This is a genomic window from Streptomyces sp. 147326 (genome assembly GCF_045000215.1).
In the GTDB taxonomy this organism is placed as follows: Bacteria; Actinomycetota; Actinomycetes; order Streptomycetales; family Streptomycetaceae; genus Streptomyces.
On record NZ_CP134201.1, the window covers coordinates 3,184,786 to 3,210,566 of the forward strand.

Consider the following 25,781-nt stretch of genomic DNA (forward strand, 5'->3'; position numbering starts at 1 on the left):
TACTCAGCGCCAGCGGCCGATCTCGACGTTCTCCAGCACGCCGAGCGCGTCCGGCACCAGCACGGCGGCGGAGAAGTAGGCGGTGACCAGGTACGAGATGATCGCCTGCTCGCTGATCCCCATGAAGCGGACCGACAGGCTCGGCTCGATCTCGTCCGGGATGCCCGGCTGGTGCAGGCCGATCACGCCCTGCTCGTCCTCGCCGGTGCGCATGCACAGGATGGACGTGGTCAGGGCGTCGCTGATCGGGATCTTGTTGCTCGGGAAGATCGGCACCCCGCGCCAGGACGGCACCCGGTTGCCGTTGATCTCCACCGACTCCGGGTAGAGCCCCCGCTTGTTGCACTCGCGGCCGAAGGCGGCGATCGCCTTGGGGTGGGCCAGGAAGAGCTTGGAGCCCCGCCGCATGCTGAGCAGCTGGTCCATGTCGTCGGGGCTGGGCGCGCCGTCGTGGGGCTGGATGCGCTGGTCGTAGTCGGCGTTGTGGAGCAGGCCGAAGTCGCGGTTGTTGAGCATCTCGTGCTCCTGGCGCTCGCGCAGCGCCTCGACCGTGAGCCGCAACTGCTGCTCGGTCTGGTTCATCGGGTGGTTGTAGAGGTCCGCGACGCGGCTGTGCACCCGCAGGACCGTTTGTGCAATGGAGAGCTCGTACTCGCGCGGGCGCGCCTCGTAGTCCACGAAGGTGCCGGGGAGGACGGCCTCGCCCTGGTGGCCGGCGGAGAGGTCGATCACGGCCTCGCCGTACTTGTTGGTGCGCTGGGCGGGCAGCGTCCGTACGTTCTCCAGGTGCTCGCGCAGCGAGTCGACCCGGTCGGCGAGCAGCTGGAAGTCCTGGCGGGTCAGGACCAGCGCGGTGCCGGCGGTGGCGGCGCGGGCGGTGTACTCCCAAATCGATTCTTCATCGACGAGGGAGTCCTCGCCGAAGTACGCGCCGTCGGCCACGGTCTGCAGGACCGCGTCGTCGCCGTAGGGGCCGGGGCCGATCTGGTCGATGCGGCCGTGGGCGAGCAGGAACACCTGGTCGGCGGGGCTGCCGAAGGCGGTCAGCTCCTGGCCGGCCTCGAAGTCGATCTGGCGGCACCGCTGGGCCAGTTCACCGAGGGCGTCGAGGTCCTCGTAGTCGCGCAGCAGCGGGAGCTCACCGAGCTCGGCGGGGATCACCTGGACCTGGGTACCGGTCTTGACGAACTCGACGACGCCGTTGCCCACCGAGTAGCTCAGCCGGCGGTTGACCCGGTACGTGCCGCCCTGCACCGACACCCACGGCAGCATCTTCAGGAGCCACCGCGAGGTGATCTCCTGCATCTGCGGCGCGGACTTGGTGGTGGTTGCCAAGTTCCGCGCGGCCGTCGTCCCGAGACTGCGCTGTGGTGCCTGGGCCTCGGGTTCGGAACCTGCCTGGACCGACATGTATTTCCCTTTCGATCACTCCATGGATCTGCGGGGTCAGCCTTTCAGTACAGAACGTGATGGGACCATTACACAAAAGGGTGGGACTACTCCGCCGGGGTGCGGGGCACCCTTTCGGGCTCCCCTCCTCCCCCAGGCGCCCCGCGAGCCCCTCGCACCCCATCGATTTCGGCCAGACGGCCCGGTGCACATCGCCTTAAGTTGCAGATGAGATGCAAGTTTCCTACCGTGGGCCCATGCGGCTGACCCGATTCACCGACCTGGCGCTGCGCGTCCTGATGCGCCTGGCGGTCGAGGAGACCGAACTCCCGACCACCCGTGACGTGGCGGCGACCATGGAGGTCCCGTACACCCACACGGCCAAAGTGGTCGCCAGGCTGCAGCACCTCGGGCTGGTCGAGGCGCGGCGCGGCCGCGGCGGCGGGCTCACCCTGACCTCCGCCGGGCGGACCGCCTCGGTGGGCGGGGTGGTGCGCGAGCTGGAGGGCGCGGGCGACGTCGTGGACTGCGACGGCACCACCCCCTGCCCGCTGCGCGGCGCCTGCCTGCTGCGCGGGGCCCTGCGCAGGGCCCAGGAGGCCTTCTTCGCCGCGCTGGACCCCCTGACGGTGAACGACCTGGTGGCGGCCCCGACCGGACCGCTCCTGCTGGGCATTTCCGGGCGGGCGCCCACGGGGGCCGACGGGCCCTGACCTCCGGGCCGGATGGCCGGTTCCCACCCCCCGACGCCCCCGCCGGACCAGCCCCGCCAAGGCTTCCGAACAGAAGTCCGTACGACCCCCGGCCGCCACCGGACGCACATTTCCGCGACCATAAAAATACGCATCTCACATACCAATTACTCAGCTCACGCGAGGAGTCACGATGCTTTCCGAGAAGTCGACCGCGACCGTACGCGCCACCCTGCCCGCCGTCGGGGCGGCGATGGGCGAGATCACGGAGCTCTTCTACACGAAGCTCTTCGCGGCCCACCCGGCGCTGATCCGGGACCTCTTCAACCGCGGCAACCAGAACGCCGGTCTCCAGAAGCAGGCCCTGGCCGGGTCCGTCGCCGCCTTCGCCGTCCACCTCGTGGAGCACCCGGACACCCGCCCCGACGTGATGCTCGGCCGCATCGCCCACAAGCACGCCAGCCTCGGCGTCACCCGCGAGCAGTACGCGGTCGTCCACGAGCACCTCTTCGCGGCCATCGCGGAGATCCTCGGCGAGGCCGTCACCCCCGAGGTCGCCCAGGCCTGGGACGAGGTCTACTGGCTGATGGCGGGCGCCCTCGTCGCCATCGAGGAGCGCCTCTACGCCGAACAGCAGGTCACCGCCGGGGACGTGTGGCGCGAATGGACCGTCACCGGCCGGGTGGAGGAGACGGCCGACTGCGCCACCTTCCGGCTGACCCCCGCGGACGGCGCCCCCGCGCCCGGGTTCAAGCCCGGGCAGTACGTCTCGGTCCAGGTCGAGCTCCCGGACGGTGCCCGCCAGATCCGCCAGTACAGCCTCTCCTCCCCGCCCGGCTCCCCGGTCCGCGCGATCACCGTCAAGCGGGTCCACGGCCCGGCCGCCGCGGGCCCCGACGGCGAGGTCTCCAACCACCTGCACGCCCGCGTCCGCACCGGTGACACCCTGCGGGTCTCGGCGCCCTACGGCGACCTGGTCCTGCGGGACTCGACCGCTCCGGTCCTGCTCGCCTCGGCCGGGATCGGCTGCACCCCGATGCTCTCCATGCTGGAGCACCTGGCCGATACCGGGCACGCCGCTCCGGTGACGGTGCTGCACGCCGACCGCTCCCCCGCCGACCACCCGCTGCGGGACGACCACCGCGCCCTGACGCACAAACTGGCCGACGCCTCGGCCCGGTTCTGGTACGAGGAGGCGGCGGAGCCGGGCGACGGGGAGGGCCGCATGGACCTCTCGGCCCTCCCCGTCGCCCCCGGCACCCACGCCTACCTGTGCGGGCCGCTGCCCTTCATGCGCTCCGTGCGCGAGCAGCTGATCTTCAGAGGCGTGCGGGCCGCCGACATCCACTACGAGGTGTTCGGCCCCGACCTGTGGCTCGCCTCCGCGTGAGCCGTGTCCGGATCGGCTCGCTCGCCGTACGAAAACACTAGCCGCGGAAGGGTCGCCTCCACTAAACCGTAGCGTGATGAGACGGACACGCAGGGTGTCCGTCGCGCACCGCAACGAAGGAGGCGGCCATGGCCGCACCCATGTCCGCGGACCGGTTCATCGACGCACTGCGGCGCGAGGGTCTGACCGTCGTCGAGGTCGGCGCCTGGCGCACCCACAACCGCAACCACAGGGGGCCCTGGGGCCCGGTGCACGGCGTGATGATCCACCACACCGTCACGCGCGGCACCCCGTACACCGTCCAGCTCTGCCGGGAGGGCCACAGCGCCCTGCCGGGCCCGCTCTGCCACGGCGTGATCGCCAAGGACGGCCGGGTCCACCTGGTCGGCTACGGCCGCGCCAACCACGCCGGCCTCGGCGACTCCGACGTCCTGGCGGCGGTGATCGCGGAGAAGCGGCTCCCGCCGGACAACCAGGCGAACACCGACGGCAACCGCCACTTCTACGGCTTCGAGTGCGAGAACCTCGGCGACGGCGAGGACCCCTGGCCGGCGGTCCAGCTGGAAGCCGTCACCCGCGCGGCGGCGGCCCTCTGCCGGGCGCACGGGTGGACCGCCCGCTCGGTGATCGGCCACCTCGAATGGCAGCCGGGCAAGATCGACCCCAGGGGATTCACGATGGTTTCCCTCCGCGAACGCATCGGCGAGCGCCTGAAGTAACCGGCCGCGACTCCAGACCGTCGCCCCCGGCGCCGCGCCGGGGACGACGACGCAGCGTTGCTACCTGCTGCGCGCGGCCATGGCGAGCGCGATCACCCATCCCACCACGGACCAGCCGAAGAACAGGTTGACCACCAGAACAGAGCCCTTGTTGGGCACCCCTCGGCCGAATGCGACAGCAGTCGGAATGAAATAGGCCAGGACGATGACTAACAGCCCCACCACGCCGAACGGAATTGCATCACTGCCACCCATGAATCCCCCACTGTCAACACGGATATGACGCCCCATCATCACCGATGGCCCCCGGCGCGTGAAGAACCTCTCGGCACCGGACCGCGCCCGGTCGTGCCGTGGCATGCGGCGGCCCGGGGAGGGGCGCCCCACAATGGACGGGTGAACCGGCCCGCGAACCTTGACGTGCTCCTGCAGCCGCGCCCGCCGTCCCCGCTCGTCGAGGCGGCGGACGAGCGGTTCGCGGCGCACGGCGTACGGCTGCTGCTGAAGCGGGACGACCTCGTCCATCCGGAGCTGCCCGGCAACAAGTGGCGCAAGCTCGCGCCGAACCTCCGGGCCGCGGTGGAGGCGGGACAGGACACGCTGGTCACCTTCGGCGGGGCGTACTCGAACCACCTGCGGGCCACCGCGGCCGCCGGGCGGCTGCTGGGCCTGCGGACCGTCGGCGTCGTGCGCGGCGACGAGCTCGCCGGCCGGCCCCTGAACGACTCCCTCGCCCGCTGCGCGGCGGACGGCATGCGGCTGCACTTCGTGTCCCGGTCGCGCTACCGCGCCAAGGCCGACCCGCAGGCGCTGGCGCTGCTGCTGGACGAGGCGGCCGCGAGCGGGGCGTACGTCGTCCCGGAGGGCGGCAGCAACGCCCTCGCCCTGGCGGGCTGCGCGGGGCTGGGCCACGAGCTGCGGGGTGCGGCCGACGTGGTGGCCGTGGCCTGCGGCACCGGCGGGACCCTGGCGGGCCTGGCCGCCGGCCTCGCCCCCGGGCAGCGGGCGCTGGGCGTCCCCGTCCTGGCGGGCGGCTTCCTGTCTGAGGAGATACGTTCCCTCCAGACCGAGGCGTACGGCGGCACGGTCGGTGACTGGTCCCTGGCCGAGGAGTTCCACCACGGCGGCTACGCGCGCGTCCCGGCTTCCCTGGAGGCCTTCGCCGCCGACTTCGAGTCCCGGCACGGCCTCCCGGTGGAGCGGATCTACGTGGCCAAGCTCCTGTTTGCCCTCACCACCCTCACCGCCTCCGGCGCCTTCCCGCACGGCACCACCCTGGCCGCGGTGATCACCGGCCGCCCGGAGCCGGGCATCTCGGCCTCGCCCGGGCCCCTCCCGGCGGTAGCCGGGGAGCCTGAGGCGCGGGGGCACCCCCAGCGGTCGCCGGGAGCCCCGGGCAACGGCGCCGCACCCTTTGCGCGGTGGCGCCCGTATGGCCGCGCCGGGGGGCCTGCCGAGCAACCCGCAGGGGCTACGTCGACTCGCGGTACGCCGCCGCCTCCTCCAGGTCCAGCCTGCGCAGCAGGGCCCGCAGCATCTCGTCGTCGATCCGCCGCTGGTCCCGCAGCGTGACGAAGACCTCCCGCTCCGCCTCGATCATGTCCCGCGCGAGCCTGCGGTAGACGTCGTCCGCCGACTCCCCCGTGAGCGGGTTGACCTCGCCCAGCCGTTCCCACACCGCGTTGCGCCGCCGCTCCAGCACCGTCCGCAGCCGCTCCGCCAGCGGCGGCGGCAGAGTGCTGTTCTCCGGTTCCTCCAGCAGCTCCGCCAGCCGCTCCTCCGCCGCCCGCGAGGCCTCGCTCTGGGCCTGCGCCTCCGCCAGCGTCTCGGCCTGCACGTCCTTGGGCGGCAGCTTCAGCGCCCTGATCAGGGGCGGCAGCGTCAGCCCCTGCACCACCAGGGTCCCGATGACGGTGGTGAAGGTCAGGAAGAGGATCAGGTTCCGGTGCGGCACCGACATCGGCACGGAGAAGGCGATGGCGAGCGAGACCACTCCGCGCATCCCGGCCCATCCCACGATCACCGGGGACTTCCAGTCGGTATCCGGCTCCCGCGCCCGGATCCGCGGGGAGATCCAGCGCGGCACGAAGGTCGCCGGGAACACCCACACGAACCGGGCCACCACCACCGCGAGGAACACGGCGATCGCGTACCAGGCCGCGTGCAGGCCCTCGTACTCCCCCAGTCCCTTAAGGACCACCGGCAGCTGGAGCCCGATCAGCGCGAAGACCACCGACTCCAGCACGAAGGCGACCACCCTCCACACGGCCTCCTCCTGGAGCCGGGTGGCGAAGTCGACCTGCCAGTTCCGGTGTCCGAGGTACAGCGCGACCACGACCACGGCCAGCACCCCGGAGGCGTGCACCCGCTCGGCCGCCGCGTACGCCACGAAGGGGATCAGCAGCGAGAGGGTGTTCTGGAGCAGCGGTTCCCTGAGCCGCGTGCGCAGGTGGTGGATCGGCACCATCAGCAGCAGGCCCACGCCGATCCCGCCCACCGATGCCAGCAGGAACTCCGCGATCCCGCCCGCCCAGCCGGCGCCCACCCCGACCGCCGCGGCCAGCGCCACCTTGTAGGCCGTGATCGCGGTGGCGTCGTTCACCAGGGACTCGCCCTGCAGGATCGTCGTGATCCGGTTCGGCAGCCGGAGCTTGCGGGCGATCGCGGTCGCGGCGACCGCGTCGGGCGGCGCGATCACCGCGCCCAGCACGAGGGCCACCGGCACGGACAGCCCCGGCACCAGCAGGTACGCCGCGTAGCCGACGGCGAGCGTCGCGAAGAGCACGTAGCCCACCGAGAGCATCGCGATCGGCCGGATGTTGGCCCGCAGGTCCAGGTACGAGCTGTCCACGGCGGCCGTGTGCAGCAGGGGCGGCAGCAGCAGCGGCAGCACGATGTGCGGATCGAGGGTGTACGAGGGCACGCCCGGGAGGTACCCGGCCAGCAGACCCGCGGCGACGAGCAGCAGCGGCGCGGGCACGGGCGTACGGCGGGCCAGCCCCGCGACGGCCGCGCTGCCCGCGACGAGCGCCACCAGCGGCAATACCTCCATCGAAGATCCACCTCATCCGTCGCGTGCCCGCACCGCGGCTCTACGCTGGTCATCATGAGCGAGTGCACCCATGTTGCCGAACTGCCGCGCCCCGAGCCGATCCCCTCTGCGCAGACCTGTCCCGAATGTCTGGCGCTCGGCAGCCATCCCGTGCAACTGCGGATGTGCCTCGCGTGCGGGCACGTGGCCTGCTGCGACTCCTCCCCCTTCCGGCACGCCACCGCGCACCATCAGGAGACCGGTCATCCGGTGATGCGGAGCTTCGAACCGGGTGAGACCTGGCGATGGTGTTTTGTCGACGGTTCGATCGTCTGAGGCGGGGTAGGTCAACCCTCCGCTGGTTCCCCCGATTTGGGCCCCGCAGACCCCTAGCCACTGTGCGTACCCATGGGCTTACCATCAGTCACTGGCCGTAGGCGGGTGTCCAAGCGGGCGCCAAGAGGGGTGCCGCGACACGATCGCCCGGATCGCGATAGCGTCACCGGCGAACAGAGCTCGTACCACCTTGGAGGTGAGGGTGTCCCAGATCGCAGGCGAGCCCGGGACTCAGGACTTCGTGGAAGTCCGGCTGCCCGCTGCGGGTGCCTACCTGTCGGTGTTGCGCACGGCCACGGCCGGTCTCGCAGCACGTTTGGACTTCACCCTCGACGAGATCGAGGACCTCCGCATCGCGGTGGACGAGGCTTGCGCGATCCTGCTCCAGCAGGCCGTGCCGGGCTCCGTCCTCAGCTGCGTGTTCCGGCTGATCGACGATTCGCTGGAGGTGACCGTCTCGGCGCCGACCACCGACGGGCGCGCACCGGAGCGTGACACGTTCGCGTGGACGGTCCTGTCGGCGCTGGCCGGCAAGGTCGAGGCCACGGTCGAGGAGAACCGGACGGTGAGCATCAGCCTCTACAAACAGCGCGGCGCGGGACCAGGCCCGGCGTGAGCGGCGGGGAGATCCCGGTGCGGGGCGGGGATCGGCCCCGGGTACGGCACGAGGTCGACGGCGGCATCCCGGAGCAGCAGCACGCCCGGCCGCACCCGGCTGACGCGGATGCGGAAGACGGCTTTTTGGACTCGGCGGAGCGACGGGCGGGCCCTATGAGCGAGAACCAGCACGACCAACCACAGCCACCGGCGGCCGCGGCCCCCGTGGCGCCGGCGGCGCCGGTGTTCCCGGTGACCCCGGCGCTGCCGGATCCGCGCGACCGCAGCGGCGCGCGGGCCCTCTTCATCGAACTGCGGGCGCTGCCCGACGGGTCGGCGGAGAAGGCGGAGCTGCGCAACCGGCTCGTACGGATGCACCTGCCGCTGGTCGAACACCTGGCCAGGCGCTTCCGCAACCGCGGCGAGCCGCTGGACGACCTGACCCAGGTCGCCACGATCGGCCTCATCAAATCGGTGGACCGGTTCGACCCCGACCGCGGGGTCGAGTTCTCCACGTACGCCACGCCCACGGTGGTCGGCGAGATCAAGCGCCACTTCCGTGACAAGGGCTGGGCGGTTCGGGTACCCCGGCGCCTGCAGGAGCTGCGGCTCTCGCTGACGACGGCCACGGCCGAGCTCTCCCAGCAGCACGGCCGTTCCCCCACGGTGCACGAACTGGCCGAACGGCTGGGGATCTCCGAGGAGGAGGTGCTGGAGGGGCTGGAATCGGCCAATGCCTACAGCACGCTCTCGCTGGACGTCCCGGACACCGACGACGAGTCGCCGGCGGTCGCGGACACCCTGGGCTCGGAGGACGAGGCCCTGGAGGGCGTCGAGTACCGCGAGTCGCTCAAACCGCTGCTGGAGGGGCTGCCGCCGCGAGAGAAGCGGATCCTGCTGCTCCGGTTCTTCGGAAACATGACCCAGTCGCAGATCGCCCAGGAGGTCGGCATCTCCCAGATGCACGTCTCCCGGCTACTGGCCCGCACCCTGGCCCAGCTCCGCGAGAAGCTGCTGGTGGAGGAGTAGGACCAGACGCCGGACGTCCGGTTATCGGGCCTGTTCGCCGGGCCCGATACCGAGCGCCTCGGTCGCCGTCGGATTGACCAGGAGCGCCACGACGGCCACCGCGGCCACGGCCAGCGCCACCGCGGCGGCGATCATCGCGCCGCCGGTGCTGTAGAGGGTCCAGGCCACCGGCAGCGCCATCAGCTGGGTGATCAGCGCCGGGCCGCGGCTCCAGCGGCGACCCAGGCGCAGCCCGCGGGCGGCGACCAGCGGCAGCGCGGCGAGGGCCAGCAGGGTGAGCCCGCCCGTCTCGGCCTGCTGCGGGGAGTCCGGGTCGCCGGCGATGCCCACGAACAGCATGTAGACACCGAGGCCGGCCAGTGCCAGGCCTTCCAGCGCGGTGAGCGCGGCGGCGGCGGTGAGCCGGCCGGGCAGCCCGGCGGGCGGTGCGGCGGTGGGGGCGGGGGCCTGCGCAGGCTGCTTCTTACTCACTCCAGCAGGGTAGCGGCGGGCCCCGGACCCCGGAGGGGACGGGCAGTAGGGTCGGCACGAGAAGGGGTGGGTAGTCTGGCGCTCATGCGTGCACTTCTCGTGGCCAACCCAGCAGCGACGACCACCAGTGCGCGCACGCGCGACGTCCTGACCCATGCCCTGGCCAGCGAGATGAAGCTGGAGGCGGTGACCACCGAGTACCGCGGGCACGCCCGGGACCTGGGTCGCAAGGCCGCACACGAGGGGCTCGACCTCGTCGTCGCCCTCGGCGGCGACGGCACGGTCAACGAGGTGGTCAACGGGCTCCTGCACAACGGGCCCGATCCGGACCGGCTGCCCCGGCTGGCCGTGGTGCCCGGCGGCTCCACCAACGTGTTCGCGCGCGCCCTGGGGCTGCCCAACGATGCGGTCGAGGCGACCGGCGCCCTGCTGGACGCGCTGCGCGAGCAACGGGAGCGGACGGTGGGGCTGGGCCTGGCGGCCGGCACCCCCGGCACGGAGGACGAGTCGGTCCCGGCGCGCTGGTTCACCTTCTGCGCGGGCTTCGGCTTCGACGCGGGTGTGGTGGGGCGGGTCGAGCAGCAGCGGGAGCGCGGCAAGCGTTCGACGCACGCCCTGTACGTACGACAGCTGGTGCGCCAGTTCTGGGAGGAGCCGAACCGGCGGCACGGCACGGTCACCCTGGAGCGCCCGGGCGCCGATCCGGTGACGGATCTGGTGCTGTCGATAGTGTGCAACACCTCACCGTGGACGTATCTGGGCAATCGTCCGCTTTACGCCTCTCCGGAGGCGTCGTTCGATACCGCGCTTGACGTATTGGCGCTCGACCGTTTGTCAACTCCGGCCGTCGCGCGCTACGCGACACAGCTCCTGACCTCCACTCCTGAGCGGGGTCCGCACGGCAAGCACGCGGTGTCTCTGCACGATCTGACCGACTTCACCTTGCATTCGAAGGTGCCACTTCCGTTCCAGATGGACGGAGACCACCTCGGACTGCGGACCAGCGTTCGGTTCACAGGCGTACGCCGTGCACTGCGTGTGATTGTGTGAGTAGAAGGGCCTGAAGGCCTTTCACTCGAACGTTTACACGCCGGTCCACCCTCACGATGTAGGGGTGTGACCTAGTAGACACCGACGAATCAAAAAAAACTTTCCGGAAGGGGTTGTATCCCCGTCCGAGGTTTGCGAATCTCTTCATGGCGATCGGGACAGCCCGCACAACCCGGCACCCGCACAGATCGCCAGAACCCCTCCACGAATCTCAGACTGGTCTCCCGCGTGAAACCGGGCGGCCGCCCTTCCCTCACGGGGGGATTCGTGAAAGCGTTCACATTCACAAGCAAAGTGCCCGCAATACAAGGAGATGGAGCAGCCATGGACTGGCGTCACAACGCCGTTTGCCGCGAGGAAGACCCGGAACTCTTCTTCCCCATCGGCAACACCGGTCCTGCGCTGCTGCAGATCGAGGAAGCCAAGGCCGTCTGCCGCCGTTGCCCCGTCATGGAGCAGTGCCTGCAGTGGGCGCTCGAGTCCGGTCAGGACTCCGGCGTCTGGGGCGGTCTCAGCGAGGACGAGCGCCGCGCGATGAAGCGCCGCGCCGCTCGCAACCGGGCGCGCAACGCCAGCGCCTGACAACGACTTTCGAGCCTCGACGCGCAGCGCGTAGTACCCGAATAAGCGCTCAGCAACGTGCTCTTGAGCCCCGGACCGATCACCATTCGGTCCGGGGCTCAGTGCTTTCCCGGTCACGCCGAGTGATATTCGTGCGGCCCCCCGCACCTCACCTCGGGTGACGGAGCGTTACCGCCACGGCTACTTCTGCGGGCTCGACGGCAGGTCGAGGACGACCTTGGTCCCGCGCGGCTGCGACCGGACCATGTCGAACGTTCCGCCGAGCTCCCCCTCCACGAGGGTCCGTACGATCTGCAGCCCGAGATTGCCGGCCCGCTGCGGATCGAATCCCTCCGGCAGGCCGCTGCCGTCGTCGAGCACGGTGATCAGCAGTCGCCCGTCGGCCCGGCCGGTTCCGGTGCGGGTCGCGGCCACCTCCACGGTGCCCCGCTCGCCCTGGGTGAAGGCGTGCTCCAGGGCGTTCTGCAGGATCTCGGTGAGCACCATGGACAGCGGGGTGGCGACCTCCGCGTCCAGGATCCCGAACCGGCCGGTGCGCCGGCAGTCGACCTTGCCCGGGGAGATCTCCGAGACCATCGCGATCACGCGGTCGGCGATCTCGTCGAACTCGACCCGCTCGTCCAGGTTCTGAGAGAGCGTCTCGTGCACGATCGCGATCGAACCGACGCGGCGCACGGCCTCGTTGAGCGCCTCGCGGCCCTGCGGAGAATCCATTCGGCGGGCCTGGAGCCGCAGCAGCGCCGCCACCGTCTGGAGGTTGTTCTTCACCCGGTGGTGGATTTCCCGGATGGTCGCGTCCTTGGTGATGAGTTCACGTTCGCGACGGCGCAGTTCGGTGACGTCGCGGCAGAGCACCAGGGAGCCGATCCGGGTCCCCTTCGGCTTGAGCGGGATCGCGCGCAGCTGGATGACCCCGCCGTTCCCCTCGATCTCGGTCTCCCTGGGGGCCCAGCCGCTGGCGAGTTTGACCAGGGCCTCGTCCACCGGTCCGCGGGAGGGGGCCAGTTCGGCGGTGGTGTTGCCGAGGTGCTGCCCGACCAGGTCGGAGGCGAGGCCGAGCCGGTGGTAGGCGGAGAGGGCGTTCGGGGACGCGTAGGTGACCACGCCGTCGGCGTCGAGGCGGATCAGGCCGTCGCCGACGCGCGGGGAGGCGTCCATGTCGACCTGCTGGCCGGGGAAGGGGAAGGAGCCCGCGGCGATCATCTGGGCCAGGTCGGAGGCGGACTGGAGGTAGGTCAGCTCCAGCCGGCTCGGTGTACGCACGGTGAGCAGGTTGGTGTTGCGCGCGATCACTCCCAGTACCCGCCCCTCGCGGCGGACGGGGATGGACTCGACGCGGACCGGCACCTCCTCGCGCCACTCCGGGTCGCCCTCGCGCACGATCCGGCCCTCGTCGAGGGCGGCGTCCAGCAGCGGACGGCGGCCGCGCGGGACCAGGTGGCCGACCATGTCGTCCTGGTACGAGGTCGGGCCGGTGTTCGGGCGCATCTGGGCGACCGAGACGTACCGCGTGCCGTCGAGGGTGGGCACCCACAGCACGAGGTCGGCGAAGGACAGGTCGGAGAGCAGTTGCCACTCCGAGACCAGCAGGTGGAGCCACTCCAGTTCGGTTTCACTGAGAGCGGTGTGCTGGCGTACGAGGTCGTTCATGGAGGGCACGTTGCGAGCGTACCCCGGGTACGCGTGATGACTTTCCGCACGACGGTACTCAGGAGTATCCAGGAGGGCCGCGGGCCGCGTACTGTTGGAGGAAGCGACGGGTTTCCACGTCCCGTCATTGGATGGACAGAACAGAATGGTCTAGTCCACAATTGACTAAGCTTCCGCCCTCCCCGCACAGGAGGACGGATCGAGGTAAGCCGCGCGCTCTGCCCTGACCGCGCAGGCACCTCCCACCGGCCGTCGGGAACCGCACACCTGTCGGCCGTAAGTACTCCGGGCTACGGTGCCGGATGGGCTGAGGGTCCCGTCCTGCACCGTGGCCCAGAGGAATTTCAGGGCGGATTTCCGGGCCGGCGCCCCGGCCGCGGCGACTACGCCGGCGGCCAGGCCAGCAGGGCCCGCGCCGCGACCGCCTCCAGCTCCTCCCGGCTCGCCCCGTCGCGCGACTGCTGGGACATCCCCTGAAGCACGGCCCCCGCGTACCGGGCCAGCGCCCGCGCGTCCGTGTCCGCGGGCAGCACGCCGGTGGCCATGTCGGCCCGGATCCGGCTCTCGAACATCTCCAGGTTGGCGTTGCGCCGGTCGCGCAGGGCCGCCGCCACCTCGTCCGCGGTGGTGTTGATCGCGGCGCTGATCACCATGCAGCCGCGCGGGTGGGCCGGGTCGGTGTAGACCTCGGCCGCCTCGCGCAGGATGCGTTCGACGGCGGCCCGGGCGGTGGGCTCCTCGGCGAGCGCCACGCTCGCGAAGTCCCCGTACCGGCCCCCGTACACGGTCACGACCTCGTCGAAGAGCTTGCGCTTGTCGCCGAAGGCCGCGTACAGGCTGGGCGCGCTGATGCCGAGCAGGGCGGTCAGGTCGGAGATGGAGGTCGCCTCGTAGCCGCGCTCCCAGAAGGCGGTCATCGCCTTGTCGAGGGCGGCGTCGCGGTCGAAGGAACGGGGTCTGCCGCGCTGTCCGGTCACCATGCCCGCATTCTATAGCGGGCGCTAGGGAATCTGGTACGGTCCTTTCTGTAGCGACCACTATCGATTTCGGAGGGGGGCGCGTCATGGGCGTGCTCAAGGGGAAGACGGCACTGGTCACGGGCGGCAGCCGGGGCATCGGGCGGGCCGTGGCCGAGCGGCTGGCGCGGGACGGCGCACTGGTCGCCGTGCACTACGGGCGCAACGAGGCGGCGGCGAAGGAGACGGTGGCGGCGATCGGGGCGGCCGGCGGGAGGGCCTTCGCCATCGGGGCCGAACTCGGGGTCCCCGGCGACGCACAGGCCCTGTGGGCCGCGTACGAGGCCCATCCCGCACACACCGAGGGCGTGGACATCCTGGTCAACAACGCGGGCGGGGCGACCTTCGCGGGGATCGAGGGGACGGACGAGGAGACGTACGACCGCGCGCACGCCCTCAACGCCAAGGCGCCGTTCTTCGTGATCAAGCACGGGCTGGCGCGGCTGCGGGACGGGGGCCGGATCGTGAACGTGACCGGCACCCCCGAGATCGCCCTGCCGGCGATCCTGGCGACGGTCATGGCGAAGGGCGCGGCGAACGCGATGACCCGCTCGCTCGCCGCCGAGCTGGCCCCGCGCGGGATCACCGTGAACTCGGTGGGCCCCGGAATCACCGAGACGGACCTGAACGCGGGCCTGCTCGCGGACCCCGCGACCCGGGCCCACCTGGCCGCCCGCTCCGTGTTCCACCGGGTGGGCACGGCGGAGGAGGTCGCGGACGTGGTGGCCTTCCTGGCCTCGGCCGACTCCCGCTGGGTCACGGGCCAGCACCTGGACGCGACGGGCGGGCTGCAGCTCGCGCTGATCTAGGGGGTGCCCCCGGGAGCGGGACCCGCCTCCCCGGGGTCCCGTGGACGCCCTCGCACCGCGCTCCGCCGGGCGGCCGTCCGGCGGGCCGGGCGCCCGGATCCGGATCACCATGGATTACGTCGAGACCCCCGCCGACCGCGCCGGCCTCTGCTAGATTGGTCTATACCACACCACCACTCCAGATCGGCAGGCCCCGCGTGGAAGTTGTCATCGTCCCGGACGCCAAGGCAGGCGGCGAGCTCATCGCGGAGGCCATGGCCGCCCTGGTACGCCGCAAGCCCGACGCCCTGCTCGGCGTGGCGACCGGCTCTACCCCGCTGCCCATCTACGAAGCCCTCGCCGCCAAGGTCAAGGATGGTCGGGTCGACGCCTCCAAGGCCCGCATCTGCCAGCTCGACGAGTACGTCGGCCTGCCGGCCGGACACCCGGAGTCCTACCGCGCCGTCGTGCTGCGCGAGGTCGTCGAGCCCCTCGGCCTGTCCGAGGCCTCCTTCATGGGCCCCGACGGCTCGGCCGAGGACCTCGTCGGCGCGTGCGAGGCCTATGACCGGGCCCTCGCCGCGGCCGGCGGCGTCGACCTCCAGCTGCTCGGCATCGGCACGGACGGCCACATCGGCTTCAACGAGCCGTGCTCCTCCCTCGCCTCCCGCACCCGCATCAAGACGCTGACCGAGCAGACCCGCGTGGACAACGCGCGCTTCTTCGACGACGACCTGGACCAGGTGCCGCACCACGTCATCACCCAGGGCATCGGCACCATCCTCGACGCCCGCCACCTGGTCCTCCTGGCCACCGGCGAGGGCAAGGCCGAGGCGGTCGCGCAGACCGTCGAGGGCCCGCTGTCCGCGCTGGTCCCGGCGTCCGCGCTGCAGCTGCACCGGCACGCGACCGTGGTCGTGGACGAGGCCGCCGCGTCGAAGCTGAAGCTGGCGGACTACTTCCGCCACACGTACGCCAACAAGCCCGCCTGGCAGGGCCTGTAGCCGCACGTGCACGCCGAAGGGCCTGGACTCCCCTGGGGGACCAGGCCCTTCGTGTCGTGTGCGGGTGCGGAGCGCTGCACGGTGCCTTCCGGGCGCTGCCCGGTTTCGGGGCGGGGCGGGGCGGGGAGACGGCCCCGCGCAGCGGCAGCCGCAGGGCTACGCCCCCGCGATGACTTCCGCCGCAGCCCGCCCGCAGACGCGCGACGCGCCATGGGTGGCGATGTACACCGAACCCCGCGGCGCAGCCATCGGCAGGCCCATCTCCACCACCACCGTGTCCGGCCGCGCAGCGACCAGCGCGTCCAGGGCCTCCGTCATCCACGGGTGCCGGTGCGCGTCGCGGACCACCGCGACGACCGTACGGTCCCCCGCCGCCGTCAGGATGTCCGCGGCCGCGGCGCCCTCCGGGTAGGCGCCCGCCTCCGTGCCGGGGAGCAGCGAGGCCAGCTCCGCGGCCACGCCCCAGGGGGTCTCGTCCCCCACCGCGATGTTCGCGACGGGCGCGAGGGTGGCCACGTACGGGGCGGAGAGCGGCCGCGCCGAACCGGTGACGGCCAGGGCGCGGCGGGCCGCCGTCAGGCCGATGCCGGACGCGCGGCTCCCCTCCGGCCGCGCGTCCGGCCGGGCTCCGCGGGTCCATACGGCGAGCTCGCGGACCCGGGCGGCGGCGTCGGCGAGGCGCTCCTCGGGGAGCGTGCCCTCGCGGACGGCCGCGACCAGCGCGTCGCGCAGCCGCAGGACGGTGGCCTCGTCGGCGAGACCGCCGCCGACGCAGATGGCGTCGGCGCCCGCCGCGATGGCGAGGACCGAGCCGCGCTCGATCCCGTACGTCCCGGCGATGGCGTTCATCTCCATGCCGTCGGTGACGATGAGGCCCTCGTAGCCGAGCTCCTTGCGCAGCAGGCCGGTCAGGATCTGCGGGCTGAGCGTGGCCGGGCGGGTCGGGTCGAGGGCGGGCACCAGGATGTGCGCGCTCATCACGGCCTTGGTGCCGGCCTCGATGGCCGCCTTGAAGGGGACGAGCTCGCGGGCCTGGAGGGTGTCCAGGTCCACGTCGATGCGCGGCAGGGCGTGGTGCGAGTCGACGTTGGTGTCGCCGTGGCCCGGGAAGTGCTTGGTGCAGGCGGCGACGCCGGCGGCCTGCAGTCCCTCGACGTAGGCGGCGGTGTGCCGGGCGGCGAGCCCGGTGTCGGCGCCGAAGGACCGTACGCCGATGACGGGGTTGTCCGGGTTGGAGTTGACGTCCGCGGACGGGGCCCAGTTGAGGTTGACCCCGCACTCGGCGAGGCGGCGGCCCAGCTCGCGGGCGACGTCCCGGGTGAGGCCGGTGTCGTCGACGGCGCCGAGGGCCAGGTTGCCGGGGAAGGACGAACCGCCGCGGACCTCCAGGCGGGTGACGTCGCCACCCTCCTCGTCGATGGCGACCAGGACGTCGTCCCGCTCGGTGCGCAGCTGCGCGGTCAGCGCGGCGAGCTGCTCGGGCGAGGCGATGTTGCGGCCGAACAGGCCGACCGCGGTGAGGCCTTCGCCGATCCGGCGGAGCAGCCAGGCGGGGGCGGTGGTGCCCTCGAAGCCGGGCTGGAGGACCGCGAGGGCGTCCCGGGTGAGGCCGTCCTTCCCGTCGGACGCCGTGGTGCGGTGCGCAAGGACAGTCATGGCGGCCGTTATCCCTTCACGGCGCCGGCGGTCATGCCGCCGACGGCCTTGCGCTGGAGGAAGATGAAGATGAGCAGGACCGGGACCGCGAAGAGCGAGGACGCGGCCATGGTGGCGCCCCAGTCGTTGCCGAAGGCCGACATGAACTCGGTGAGCCAGAGCGGCAGGGTCTGCGCGCTCTTGTCCTTGTTCAGGATCAGGACCATGGCGAACTCGTTCCAGGCCGTGATGAAGCCGAAGAGCGAGGTGGACATCAGGCCGGGGGCCAGCAGCGGGAAGATCACCTTGCGGAAGGCCTGCCCGCGGGTGCAGCCGTCGATCTGGGCCGCCTCCTCCAGGGTCACCGGGACGGCGGCGATGAAGCCGCGCAGGGTCCAGATGGTGAAGGGGAGGATCATCACGAAGTAGATCGCGGTGAGCAGCGGCAGGCTGTTCAGCATCTCGCCGTCGCGGGCGATCATGTACATCGCGATGACCATGACCTCCCAGGGGGCCATCTGGGCCATCATCACGGTGAGGACGAGGCCCTTGCGGCCCTTGAACCTCATCCGGGCGATCGCGAAGCTCGCGGCGAGGGCGACGAGCAGGGCCAGCGCGACGGCTCCGACGGTGACCAGGACGCTGTTGGTGACGTACGTCCAGAAGTTGGAGACCCCGGTGGCCTTGGTGAAGTTGTCGAGCGTCGGGGTGAAGACGAAGACCGGGTCCTTCGTGAGCATCTGGCTCGACGGCTTGAGGGCCGAGGAGAACATCCAGTACACGGGGAAGACGAAGACCAGGGCGAGGAGGAGCGCGCCGAGGTTCTTGGCGACGGCGGCGGGGCGGACCGGGCGGCGCTTGCGGAGCTGCTGCGCGGGCTTCGGCGCGGTGGTGGTCGTGGTGCTGCTCACTGCTCCTCCTCCTGCTTCAGGATCAGGCGGAAGTAGAAGGACATGACGACCACGAGGATGAGGATCGTCAGGACGGAGATCGCGGCGGCGAGGCCGTAGTGGGCCTGGCTCTGGCCCTCGACGTAGGCGAAGACCGGGAGGATCTCGGAGGCGCGGTCGGGGCCGCCCTTGTTCATGGCGTAGACCTGGGTGAAGGCCTTGAACACCCAGATCACCTCGAGGAAGGTGGTGATGAGGAAGAACGGCTTGAGGTTCGGGAAGACGATCTTCCAGAAGGTCTGCCAGCCGTTGGCGCCGTCCATCCGGGCGGCCTCGTACAGCTCGGCGCCGACCGTGGTGAGTCCGGCGTACATGTTGAGGGCGACGAAGGGGATGGAGCCCCAGACCACCAGGACGGTGACGATCGTCAGGGTCGAGAGGCCCGTCTGCATCCAGTTGTGCTGCTCGTATCCGGCGAAGCCGGCGGTGCGCATCACCCAGTTCATGACGCCGAACTGCTCGTCGAACAGCCACTTGAAGACCTGCACGGAGGCGACGATCGGCATGGCCCAGGCCATCACCAGCGCCATCGACAGGACCAGCCGCATCTTCTTGCCGAGCCGGTTCAGCAGGATGCCGATGAGGCTGCCGAGCACCATGATCAGTGCGACGTTGGCGGCGGTGAAGGCGAAGCTGCGGACGACCACGGTCCAGAAGTCCGCGTCACCGATCAGCTCGGTGTAGTTGGAGAACCCCGCGAAGGGGTACTTCCGCTGGATGAACTCGATCTTGTTGATGTCCTGGAAGGACAGGATCACGTTCTTGATCAGCGGGTACAGCAGCAGTGTCGCGAGGGCGAGCACCGCCGGTGCGACCAACAGGTAGGGCAGCCACCCCGAGGGGAGCGACTTTCTGCCCCCGCGAGGAGACGTGGGACCGGGACCGGTCGGGGACGCGGACTTCTCGGGCCGTCCGGCGGACTTCTGTGGTGCGTCCTGTGGAGCGGCGGTCATCGCTCCCTGGGAGTGCACGGTCATGGCGTGGCTTCCTCGCGGTTGACTGTGGAGTCAAATGCGCACCGGGGGCACGGCAGGCGGCGTGGCGCCTGCCGTGCCCCCGGTGCGATCACACTGCTGGGTGGTGCGGGAACTGCGGGGTGGGACTACTTGTTGATGCGGTTCGCGATTTCCTTGTCCGCGTCCGCGCCCGCCTTGGCGGCGTCCTCACCGTTCAGGACCTTGGTCATGAACTCCTTGATGGGGTTCGGCTCGGTCTCGACGTTCGCCCAGCCCGCGGTGACCGGAGTGATCTTGCCGTTGACGCCGGCCTTGCCCATGGCCTCGGCGAAGGAGCCGGCGGCCGGGGTGAAGTTCGCGCCGGCCTGGTTCGGCAGCAGGGCGCCCTTGGTCTCGGCGGCGTACTTGGTCATCTGGTCCTTGCCTGCGGCGAGGGCCAGCCACTCCTTGGCGAGCTCCTTGTTCTTGGAGCGCTCGGCGATCGCGAGGTTCGAGCCGCCGAGGAAGACGGTGCTGGTCTTGTCCGCGGTCTTGCCCGGGATCGGGAAGTAGCCGAAGTCGGCCTCCTTGCCCGCGTCCTTCAGGGCCTTCTCGGCGCCGCCGGCCTCCCAGCCGAGACCGATCCAGGAGGCGACGCCGCCCTTGGGAACGATGTCGGTGGACTGCTGCGGGTTGGCCTCGTCCTTGTCCTTGGGGGCGGTGGAGAAGGACTGGAGCTTCTTGTAGAACTCGACGGCGGAAGCGGCCTGCGGGGTTCCCAGTCCGCCCTTCCACTTGGCGCCGTCCTTGACGGCGAGGTCGCCGCCCTCGTCCCAGACGAAGCCGGCGAGGACGTACCAGCTCTGGCCGGGCAGGTAGATCGGCTGCGAGGCCGGGTCGGCCGCCTTCAGCTTCTCCAGACCGGCGATCCACTCGTCGCGGGTCTTCGGCGGGGTGACGCCGGCCTTCTCGTAGGCCTTCTTGTCGTAGATGACCACGCGGTTGGCGGCGTACCACGGAGCGGAGTAGAGCTTGCCGTCGATCTCGGCCGAGGCGAGCATGCTCTTCTGCCAGGCGTCGGCGCCGAGCTTGGCCTTGTCCTTCGTCAGGTCGGCGAGCCCGCCGGTGACCGCGTAGCCGGCGGTCTGCGTGTTGCCGAGCTCAAGGACGTCCGGCGGGTTGTTCTCGGAGAGGGCCGTGGTGACCTTCTCCTGGATGCCGGTCCACTTCTGCTCTTCGATCTTGACCGTGACACCGGGGTGCTTGGCCGAGAACTCCTTGTTGACCTCGTCGATCCAGGCCTTGGGAGCGGAGCCGTCCATCACCCAGACGGTGATCTCCCTGGCGCCACCCGCGTCGGTCTTCGCCTTGTCGTCGCCGCCGTTGCCGCACGCCGCGACTCCGACCATCATGCCCGCGACACTGACCGCCGCGATGAGCTTGCGCTTCACGCCACCCTCCTCAGGGATGCCTGCCTGCACTTCCCTCGCCCGCCGCGGTGACATACGCGAAGTACTGCCGTGGGGCCGGGATCTGATCCATATTGGTTTAGACCAGTAGCTGGAGCTTGGCCTAGACCTTTAGGGGTGTCAAGGGTCTAATGAGCGGGTGCCCGGTCCGTTATCGGACCGACACCTGGGGAGAGAGAAGGCCTGTCCCCCCACTCGTGTCACGATGTGACCGCACATATCGGAGGAGCCGGTGACGGCAGCGAAACTGGAGTCGGGAAGGCGGGCGGCGATGGCCACCGAAGGGGCGACCACGGAGCCGGACGGCGGGGCAGCCACCCGCACGGCACGTGTTCCCAAGTACTACCGACTCAAGCGGCACTTGCTCGACATGACCGAGACGCTGCCGCCCGGCACCCCGGTGCCGCCGGAGCGCACGCTCGCGGCCGAATTCGACACCTCGCGGACCACCGTCCGGCAGGCCCTCCAGGAACTGGTCGTAGAGGGACGACTGGAGCGGATCCAGGGCAAAGGCACCTTCGTCGCCAAGCCCAAGGTCTCCCAGGCGCTCCAACTCACCTCGTACACCGAGGACATGCGGGCCCAGGGACTGGAACCCACCTCCCAGCTCCTCGACATCGGCTACGTGACGGCCGACGACACCCTCGCGGGACTGCTCAAGATCACCACCGGCGGACGGGTGCTGCGCATCGAGCGACTGCGCCTGGCCAGCGGCGAGCCGATGGCCATCGAGACCACGCACCTGTCGGCCAAGCGCTTCCCCGCGCTGCGCCGTTCGCTCGCCAAGTACACCTCCCTCTACACGGCCCTCGCCGAGGTCTACGACGTCCACCTGGCCGAGGCCGAGGAGACGATCGAGACCTCGCTGGCCACCCCGCGCGAGGCCGGGCTGCTCGGCACGGACGTCGGCCTGCCGATGCTGATGCTGTCGCGGCACTCCCTGGACGCCGACGGGGAACCGGTGGAGTGGGTGCGGTCGGTGTACCGCGGCGACCGGTACAAGTTCGTCGCCCGGCTCAAGCGCCCCGCCGTCTGACCTCGTACGTTCAGCCCCGTCCGAGCCCGTCCAGCCCCGCCCGCCGGACCCCGGCCTACCGAATTCCTTCACATACCGGAATACGGACGGACCCTTACGCTCACCGGGCGATCCCCCGTAGATTCCCTGCCCTTACGCAGATGATCGACGAGGGGACGAGGTCATGCCTGAACCGGAAGCAACAGGGACAGAACGGGACGCGGCGAGTCCGGGCACGACGCCCGGCTCGCCCTCTCCCAAGTCCATCGCCGTGTGGGTGCTCGTCGGACTCGTCGGCGCCATCGGCTGGGGCGTGCTCGCGCTCTCCCGCGGCGAGGAGATCTCCGCGGCGTGGCTGCTCGCCGCCGCACTGGGCTCGTACGCCATCGCCTACCGCTTCTACGCGCGCTTCATCGCGGACCGCGTACTGAAGGTCGACGCCACCCGGGCCACCCCCGCCGAACGTCTTGACAACGGTGTCGACTTCCATCCCACCGACCGCCGGGTGCTCTTCGGCCACCACTTCGCCGCCGTCGCCGGCGCGGGCCCGCTCGTCGGACCCGTGCTCGCCGCGCAGATGGGCTACCTGCCGGGCACCATCTGGATCGTCGCGGGCGTCATCTTCGCCGGCGCCGTCCAGGACATGGTCACCCTCTTCTTCTCCACCCGCCGCGACGGGCGTTCGCTCGGCCAGATGGCCCGGGACGAGATCGGCCCCGTCGGCGGGGCCGCCGCCCTGGTCGCCGTGTTCGCCATCATGATCATCCTGCTGGCGGTGCTGGCCCTGGTCATCGTCAACGCCCTGGCGCACTCGCCCTGGGGCGTCTTCTCCATCGGCATGACCATCCCGATCGCCGTCTTCATGGGCTTCTACCTGCGCGTCCTGCGGCCGGGCCGGGTCACCGAGGTCTCCGTCATCGGCGTCGCGCTGCTCCTGCTCGCCATCGTCGCGGGCGGCTGGGTCGCCGAGTCCTCCTTCGCCGGCACGTTCACCCTGGAGAAGGAGACGCTGGTCATCTGGATGGTCGTGTACGGCTTCCTGGCATCGGTCCTGCCGGTGTGGATGCTGCTCGCGCCCCGCGACTACCTCTCCACCTTCATGAAGGTCGGCACCATCGCGCTCCTCGCGCTCGGCGTGGTCATCGCGATGCCCACCCTGAAGATGCCCTCGGTCACCGACTTCGCGGCGAGCGGCGACGGCCCCGTCTTCGCCGGGTCGATGTTCCCCTTCGTCTTCATCACCATCGCCTGCGGCGCGCTCTCCGGCTTCCACGCCCTGGTCTCCTCGGGAACCACCCCGAAGATGATCCAGAAGGAGACCCAGGTCCGCATGATCGGCTACGGCGCGATGCTGACCGAGTCCTTCGTCGCCGTCATGGCGATCATCGCGGCCTGCATCATCGAGCCCGGCCTCTTCTTCGCGGTCAACTCCCCCGGCGGGGTCATCGGCACCACCGTCGAGTCCGCCTCCCAGGCGGTGACGAACTTCGGCTTCGCCATCTCCCCCGAGGCGCTCACCCAGGCCGCCAAGGACGTCGAGGAAGCCAGCCTGCTCTCCCGCACGGGCGGCGCGCCGACCTTCGCACTCGGAATGTCGGAGATCTTCTCCGCCGTGGTCGGCGGCGCCGGCATGAAGGCGTTCTGGTACCACTTCGCGATCATGTTCGAGGCGCTGTTCATCCTGACGACGCTCGACGCGGGCACCCGCGTGGGCCGGTTCATGCTCCAGGACACCCTCGGCAACGTGCACAAGTCCTTCAAGGACGTCAGCTGGAAGCCCGGCGTGTGGTTCGCGAGCGCGATCGTCGTCGGCGGCTGGGGCTACTTCCTGTGGGTCGGCATCAAGGACCCGCTCGGCGGCATCAACCAGCTCTTCCCGCTCTTCGGCATCGCCAACCAGCTGCTCGCCGCGGTCGCGCTGGCCGTCTGCACCACCCTGCTGGTCAAGTCCGGACGGCTCAAGTGGGCCTGGGTGACGGGCGTTCCGCTGGTCTGGGACGCCACGGTGACCCTCACCGCGAGCTACCAGAAGATCTTCTCCGAGGACGTGAAGGTCGGCTTCTTCGCCCAGCGCGACAAGTACCAGGCCGGAATCGACGCCGACAAGGTCCTGCCGCCGGCGAAGAACATGGACGACATGCACACCGTCGTCACCAACGCCACGGTCGACGGCGTGCTGTGCGCCTTCTTCGCCGTCCTGATCATCGTGGTCCTCGCGGACGCGGCCCGGACCTGCCTCAGGGCCGTCCGCAACCCGGAGTCGGCGACCCTCTCCGAGGTCCCGTGGACCGAGTCGAAGATCGTCGCCCCGGCCGGACTGATCGCGACCGCCGAGGAGCGGGCGGAGCTCGCCGCGGCGGGCCCGGAGGCGGGCGGCGGACACGTCAAGGAGCCCGTGGCGTGAGCACCGTACGGAGCGCGCTGGCCAGGGCCCGGTTCTACGTCCGGGAGTTCTCGGGGGAGGCCGCGTACGACCGCTACGTGGCCCACGCCCGCTCCCACGACCCGGACGCGGAGGTCCTCACCCGCCGCGCCTTCGAACGCGCCCGTACGGACGCCCGCGAGGCGGACCCCCGCGAGGGCTTCCGCTGCTGCTGAGCCGCCCCGCACCCCGAAGGCCCCGCCGGATGCTTCCGGCGGGGCCTTCGGCCTGGACGGGGTCAGCGCACCCAGTCCTTGAGGACCTCTGTCTGGAGCGTGATGCCGACGGGGTCGGGAAGCTTGACTTCCTTGCCGAAGGGAACGGTGCGCACAGTTTCGTAGCGGTCGCCATCCGGGTCGCTGTGGACGAGAACCTGGCACTTGAGCCGGTCGATGAGCAGGTACACGGGAATACCGGTCTGCGCATAAGCGCGCGGCTTCTCGATCCGGTCGCGCCGCTCGGTGTCGGAGTCCCACGAGGTCACCTCGACAGCCATCAGGATCGGGCTCGGATCCACCCAGTCGCCCTGTCCCACGAACGCGTCCTCGTGCGCCAGAACCCCGTCCGGAATAGCACGGCCCTCCCGGTACTGTTCCGCCTTGATCCCCTGCCCTGGGTGCAGCCAGAAATCCGGGTGGTGCTGCATGCAGATCCGTGTCAGCCACAGAATGATCCGCCCGTGGTCCCCGTCTGGCATGGCCTTGCTCCTCAGCACCCCACCGATGAACTCCAGTCGCAGCCCCTCCGCCTCGCGGGCCGCTATCCGGGCCAGGTGCTCGAACTCTGCGATCGTCATGTGGGGCCTGTCGGTCATCACGGTCATGCCTCGCTCGCCTTCCTCGACGGTGCTTCTTCGACCATAGCGCCGCCCGCCGACACCCGTCCTGCACACTCGACCGCATGGACATGGTGATCAGAACGGCGCTGCCCGCCGAATACGCGGAACTGGGTGAGATCACGGCGCAGGCCTACCTCGCCGACGGGCACCTGGACTTCAACGAGGACGACGGCTACCTGAACGTGCTGCGCGACGTGGCCGGCCGGGCCGCCCGGGCCGAGGTGCTCGTCGCCGAGCGGGACGGGCGGATCCTGGGCGGGGTGACCTTCGCCGCCCCCGGCAGCCCGCTCGCCGACATCGCCGCCCCCGACGAGGCGGAGTTCCGGATGCTCGCGGTGGCCCGGGCGGCGCGCGGCCAGGGCGCCGGTGAGGCTCTGGTGCGGGCGTGCGTCGAGCGGGCGCGGGCCATCGAGGGGGTGACGGGCGTCGTGCTCTCCACCCAGCGCAGCATGGCCGGCGCCCACCGGATCTACGCGCAACTGGGCTTCGTACGCGTTCCCGAGCGGGACTGGGCGCCGATCCCGGGCCTGACACTCCTCGCGTATCGGCTCAAGCTGTAGCCGCGCCGACACTACATGTGGGGGTTGCCGCATACGGCCGCCCCCACATGTATGCTCAAGGCTGCTGTCGCGCAGGGGAATCCGGTGTGAATCCGGAACTGTCCCGCAACGGTATGAAGTGTCCGCCTACCGGACACCAAGTCCGATGACCTGCCGACAGCGCGCCCGGCTCGACCGAACCGGGTGCCGACACGTCCGGGCCTCGCGGTTGGG

The 25,781-nt window shown here is 70.7% G+C and carries 25 protein-coding genes, 1 pseudogene and 1 riboswitch; of the genes and pseudogenes, 15 read left to right on the forward strand and 11 right to left on the reverse strand.

Translation table 11 applies throughout. The annotated features are described in order from the left end of the window. Positions 1-3: 3 nt before the first annotated feature. Positions 4-1,410, reverse strand: coding sequence for a family 2B encapsulin nanocompartment shell protein (locus tag RIU97_RS13850; RefSeq protein WP_404956640.1), 1,407 nt, complete (start codon positions 1,408-1,410; stop codon positions 4-6). 236 nt (positions 1,411-1,646) lie between these two features. On the opposite strand from RIU97_RS13850, the gene RIU97_RS13855 reads away from it, so the two are divergent. The 3 genes from RIU97_RS13855 (at position 1,647) to RIU97_RS13865 (ending at position 4,190) form a co-directional block, all read left to right on the forward strand. After that, positions 1,647-2,102, forward strand: a complete 456-nt coding sequence (locus RIU97_RS13855) for an RrF2 family transcriptional regulator (protein ID WP_404956642.1) — start codon at positions 1,647-1,649, stop codon at positions 2,100-2,102. A gap of 172 nt (positions 2,103-2,274) precedes the next feature. Beyond that, on the forward strand, positions 2,275-3,471 hold the full coding sequence (locus RIU97_RS13860; RefSeq protein ID WP_404956644.1) for a globin domain-containing protein: 1,197 nt from the start codon (positions 2,275-2,277) through the stop codon (positions 3,469-3,471). Positions 3,472-3,599: 128 nt separating this feature from the next. After that, positions 3,600-4,190 (forward strand): N-acetylmuramoyl-L-alanine amidase, encoded by a 591-nt coding sequence (locus tag RIU97_RS13865; protein ID WP_404956647.1) that lies wholly within the window; start codon positions 3,600-3,602, stop codon positions 4,188-4,190. A gap of 60 nt (positions 4,191-4,250) precedes the next feature. On the opposite strand, the gene RIU97_RS13870 is transcribed toward RIU97_RS13865, so the two are convergent. Then, entirely contained in the window at positions 4,251-4,445 is a 195-nt protein-coding gene (locus RIU97_RS13870) for a superinfection immunity protein (RefSeq protein ID WP_404956649.1), read from the reverse strand. A 24-nt stretch (positions 4,446-4,469) separates the two neighbouring features. Here RIU97_RS13870 and RIU97_RS13875 point away from each other — a divergent pair. Then, positions 4,470-5,498, forward strand: a pseudogene (locus RIU97_RS13875) (1-aminocyclopropane-1-carboxylate deaminase/D-cysteine desulfhydrase); the annotation flags it as partial. A gap of 163 nt (positions 5,499-5,661) precedes the next feature. On the opposite strand, the gene RIU97_RS13880 reads toward RIU97_RS13875, so the two are convergent. Next, a complete protein-coding gene (locus RIU97_RS13880) occupies positions 5,662-7,242 on the reverse strand; it encodes a Na+/H+ antiporter (RefSeq protein WP_404956651.1) in 1,581 nt (526 codons plus the stop codon). 54 nt (positions 7,243-7,296) lie between these two features. On the opposite strand from RIU97_RS13880, the gene RIU97_RS13885 reads away from it, so the two are divergent. The 3 genes from RIU97_RS13885 to RIU97_RS13895 all read left to right on the forward strand — a co-directional run bounded on the left by RIU97_RS13885 (position 7,297) and on the right by RIU97_RS13895 (position 9,183). Then, positions 7,297-7,557, forward strand: a complete 261-nt coding sequence (locus tag RIU97_RS13885) for a UBP-type zinc finger domain-containing protein (protein ID WP_404956653.1) — start codon at positions 7,297-7,299, stop codon at positions 7,555-7,557. A 202-nt stretch (positions 7,558-7,759) separates the two neighbouring features. Beyond that, entirely contained in the window at positions 7,760-8,173 is a 414-nt protein-coding gene (locus RIU97_RS13890) for an anti-sigma regulatory factor (RefSeq protein ID WP_030012703.1), read from the forward strand. A gap of 11 nt (positions 8,174-8,184) precedes the next feature. Continuing rightward, a complete protein-coding gene (locus tag RIU97_RS13895) occupies positions 8,185-9,183 on the forward strand; it encodes an RNA polymerase sigma factor SigF (protein WP_404962836.1) in 999 nt (332 codons plus the stop codon). A gap of 21 nt (positions 9,184-9,204) precedes the next feature. On the opposite strand, the gene RIU97_RS13900 is transcribed toward RIU97_RS13895, so the two are convergent. After that, positions 9,205-9,654 (reverse strand): hypothetical protein, encoded by a 450-nt coding sequence (locus tag RIU97_RS13900; protein WP_404956655.1) that lies wholly within the window; start codon positions 9,652-9,654, stop codon positions 9,205-9,207. An 84-nt stretch (positions 9,655-9,738) separates the two neighbouring features. Here RIU97_RS13900 and RIU97_RS13905 point away from each other — a divergent pair, with 84 nt between their 5' ends. Further along, entirely contained in the window at positions 9,739-10,704 is a 966-nt protein-coding gene (locus RIU97_RS13905; RefSeq protein WP_404956657.1) for a diacylglycerol/lipid kinase family protein, read from the forward strand. A 324-nt stretch (positions 10,705-11,028) separates the two neighbouring features. Next, positions 11,029-11,286 (forward strand): WhiB family transcriptional regulator, encoded by a 258-nt coding sequence (locus RIU97_RS13910; protein WP_003953983.1) that lies wholly within the window; start codon positions 11,029-11,031, stop codon positions 11,284-11,286. A 180-nt stretch (positions 11,287-11,466) separates the two neighbouring features. On the opposite strand, the gene RIU97_RS13915 is transcribed toward RIU97_RS13910, so the two are convergent. Next, on the reverse strand, positions 11,467-12,936 hold the full coding sequence (locus tag RIU97_RS13915; RefSeq protein WP_404962837.1) for a sensor histidine kinase: 1,470 nt from the start codon (positions 12,934-12,936) through the stop codon (positions 11,467-11,469). Between the two features lie 383 nt (positions 12,937-13,319). After that, a complete protein-coding gene (locus tag RIU97_RS13920; RefSeq protein ID WP_404956659.1) occupies positions 13,320-13,916 on the reverse strand; it encodes a TetR/AcrR family transcriptional regulator in 597 nt (198 codons plus the stop codon). An 83-nt stretch (positions 13,917-13,999) separates the two neighbouring features. Between RIU97_RS13920 and RIU97_RS13925 the strand changes: the two genes are divergently transcribed. Beyond that, complete coding sequence (locus RIU97_RS13925; protein WP_404956661.1) at positions 14,000-14,761, forward strand: SDR family oxidoreductase; 762 nt, start codon at positions 14,000-14,002, stop codon at positions 14,759-14,761. Between the two features lie 197 nt (positions 14,762-14,958). Then, on the forward strand, positions 14,959-15,744 hold the full coding sequence (nagB, locus tag RIU97_RS13930) for a glucosamine-6-phosphate deaminase (protein ID WP_404956663.1): 786 nt from the start codon (positions 14,959-14,961) through the stop codon (positions 15,742-15,744). Positions 15,745-15,900: 156 nt separating this feature from the next. Here nagB and RIU97_RS13935 read toward each other — a convergent pair whose 3' ends face one another. From RIU97_RS13935 to RIU97_RS13950, 4 genes are all read right to left on the reverse strand, one after another. Beyond that, positions 15,901-17,400 (reverse strand): glycoside hydrolase family 3 protein, encoded by a 1,500-nt coding sequence (locus tag RIU97_RS13935; protein WP_404956665.1) that lies wholly within the window; start codon positions 17,398-17,400, stop codon positions 15,901-15,903. Positions 17,401-17,408: 8 nt separating this feature from the next. Continuing rightward, a complete protein-coding gene (locus RIU97_RS13940; RefSeq protein WP_404956667.1) occupies positions 17,409-18,290 on the reverse strand; it encodes a carbohydrate ABC transporter permease in 882 nt (293 codons plus the stop codon). Further along, on the reverse strand, positions 18,287-19,306 hold the full coding sequence (locus RIU97_RS13945; protein ID WP_404956669.1) for a carbohydrate ABC transporter permease: 1,020 nt from the start codon (positions 19,304-19,306) through the stop codon (positions 18,287-18,289). Before RIU97_RS13945 ends, RIU97_RS13940 begins: the two co-directional genes overlap by 4 nt. Before the next feature lie 125 nt (positions 19,307-19,431). Further along, the gene (locus RIU97_RS13950; protein ID WP_404956671.1) at positions 19,432-20,715 is read right to left on the reverse strand and encodes an extracellular solute-binding protein; all 1,284 of its coding nucleotides are present in this window, start codon (positions 20,713-20,715) and stop codon (positions 19,432-19,434) included. Positions 20,716-21,004: 289 nt separating this feature from the next. On the opposite strand from RIU97_RS13950, the gene RIU97_RS13955 reads away from it, so the two are divergent. The 3 genes from RIU97_RS13955 to RIU97_RS13965 all read left to right on the forward strand — a co-directional run bounded on the left by RIU97_RS13955 (position 21,005) and on the right by RIU97_RS13965 (position 24,346). After that, positions 21,005-21,769: a GntR family transcriptional regulator gene (locus RIU97_RS13955; RefSeq protein ID WP_030709888.1), complete on the forward strand. Its 765-nt coding sequence runs from the start codon at positions 21,005-21,007 to the stop codon at positions 21,767-21,769. 163 nt (positions 21,770-21,932) lie between these two features. Next, positions 21,933-24,152, forward strand: coding sequence for a carbon starvation CstA family protein (locus RIU97_RS13960; RefSeq protein WP_404956674.1), 2,220 nt, complete (start codon positions 21,933-21,935; stop codon positions 24,150-24,152). After that, positions 24,149-24,346, forward strand: a complete 198-nt coding sequence (locus RIU97_RS13965; RefSeq protein WP_397729155.1) for a CstA-like transporter-associated (seleno)protein — start codon at positions 24,149-24,151, stop codon at positions 24,344-24,346. The genes RIU97_RS13960 and RIU97_RS13965 overlap by 4 nt, the downstream gene beginning before the upstream one ends. A gap of 62 nt (positions 24,347-24,408) precedes the next feature. On the opposite strand, the gene RIU97_RS13970 is transcribed toward RIU97_RS13965, so the two are convergent. Next, on the reverse strand, positions 24,409-24,993 hold the full coding sequence (locus tag RIU97_RS13970) for a Uma2 family endonuclease (protein ID WP_404956676.1): 585 nt from the start codon (positions 24,991-24,993) through the stop codon (positions 24,409-24,411). A 77-nt stretch (positions 24,994-25,070) separates the two neighbouring features. Here RIU97_RS13970 and RIU97_RS13975 point away from each other — a divergent pair, with 77 nt between their 5' ends. Next, the gene (locus RIU97_RS13975) at positions 25,071-25,568 is read left to right on the forward strand and encodes a GNAT family N-acetyltransferase (protein WP_404956678.1); all 498 of its coding nucleotides are present in this window, start codon (positions 25,071-25,073) and stop codon (positions 25,566-25,568) included. A gap of 41 nt (positions 25,569-25,609) precedes the next feature. Further along, positions 25,610-25,741, forward strand: a riboswitch (cobalamin riboswitch). Positions 25,742-25,781: the final 40 nt, after the last annotated feature.

Coding starts and splice junctions, on each gene's coding strand:
- RIU97_RS13880 (WP_404956651.1), bottom strand. CDS start 7,242: ATGGAGGTATTGCCGCTGGTGGCGCTCGTCGCGGGCAGCGCGGCCGTC.
- RIU97_RS13885 (WP_404956653.1), top strand. CDS start 7,297: ATGAGCGAGTGCACCCATGTTGCCGAACTGCCGCGCCCCGAGCCGATC.
- RIU97_RS13945 (WP_404956669.1), bottom strand. CDS start 19,306: ATGACCGTGCACTCCCAGGGAGCGATGACCGCCGCTCCACAGGACGCA.
- RIU97_RS13955 (WP_030709888.1), top strand. CDS start 21,005: ATGGCCACCGAAGGGGCGACCACGGAGCCGGACGGCGGGGCAGCCACC.
- RIU97_RS13850 (WP_404956640.1), bottom strand. CDS start 1,410: ATGTCGGTCCAGGCAGGTTCCGAACCCGAGGCCCAGGCACCACAGCGC.
- RIU97_RS13905 (WP_404956657.1), top strand. CDS start 9,739: ATGCGTGCACTTCTCGTGGCCAACCCAGCAGCGACGACCACCAGTGCG.
- RIU97_RS13970 (WP_404956676.1), bottom strand. CDS start 24,993: ATGACCGTGATGACCGACAGGCCCCACATGACGATCGCAGAGTTCGAG.
- RIU97_RS13925 (WP_404956661.1), top strand. CDS start 14,000: ATGGGCGTGCTCAAGGGGAAGACGGCACTGGTCACGGGCGGCAGCCGG.
- RIU97_RS13910 (WP_003953983.1), top strand. CDS start 11,029: ATGGACTGGCGTCACAACGCCGTTTGCCGCGAGGAAGACCCGGAACTC.
- RIU97_RS13915 (WP_404962837.1), bottom strand. CDS start 12,936: ATGAACGACCTCGTACGCCAGCACACCGCTCTCAGTGAAACCGAACTG.
- RIU97_RS13935 (WP_404956665.1), bottom strand. CDS start 17,400: ATGACTGTCCTTGCGCACCGCACCACGGCGTCCGACGGGAAGGACGGC.
- RIU97_RS13860 (WP_404956644.1), top strand. CDS start 2,275: ATGCTTTCCGAGAAGTCGACCGCGACCGTACGCGCCACCCTGCCCGCC.
- RIU97_RS13960 (WP_404956674.1), top strand. CDS start 21,933: ATGCCTGAACCGGAAGCAACAGGGACAGAACGGGACGCGGCGAGTCCG.
- RIU97_RS13870 (WP_404956649.1), bottom strand. CDS start 4,445: ATGGGTGGCAGTGATGCAATTCCGTTCGGCGTGGTGGGGCTGTTAGTC.
- RIU97_RS13975 (WP_404956678.1), top strand. CDS start 25,071: ATGGACATGGTGATCAGAACGGCGCTGCCCGCCGAATACGCGGAACTG.
- RIU97_RS13920 (WP_404956659.1), bottom strand. CDS start 13,916: ATGGTGACCGGACAGCGCGGCAGACCCCGTTCCTTCGACCGCGACGCC.
- RIU97_RS13865 (WP_404956647.1), top strand. CDS start 3,600: ATGGCCGCACCCATGTCCGCGGACCGGTTCATCGACGCACTGCGGCGC.
- RIU97_RS13855 (WP_404956642.1), top strand. CDS start 1,647: ATGCGGCTGACCCGATTCACCGACCTGGCGCTGCGCGTCCTGATGCGC.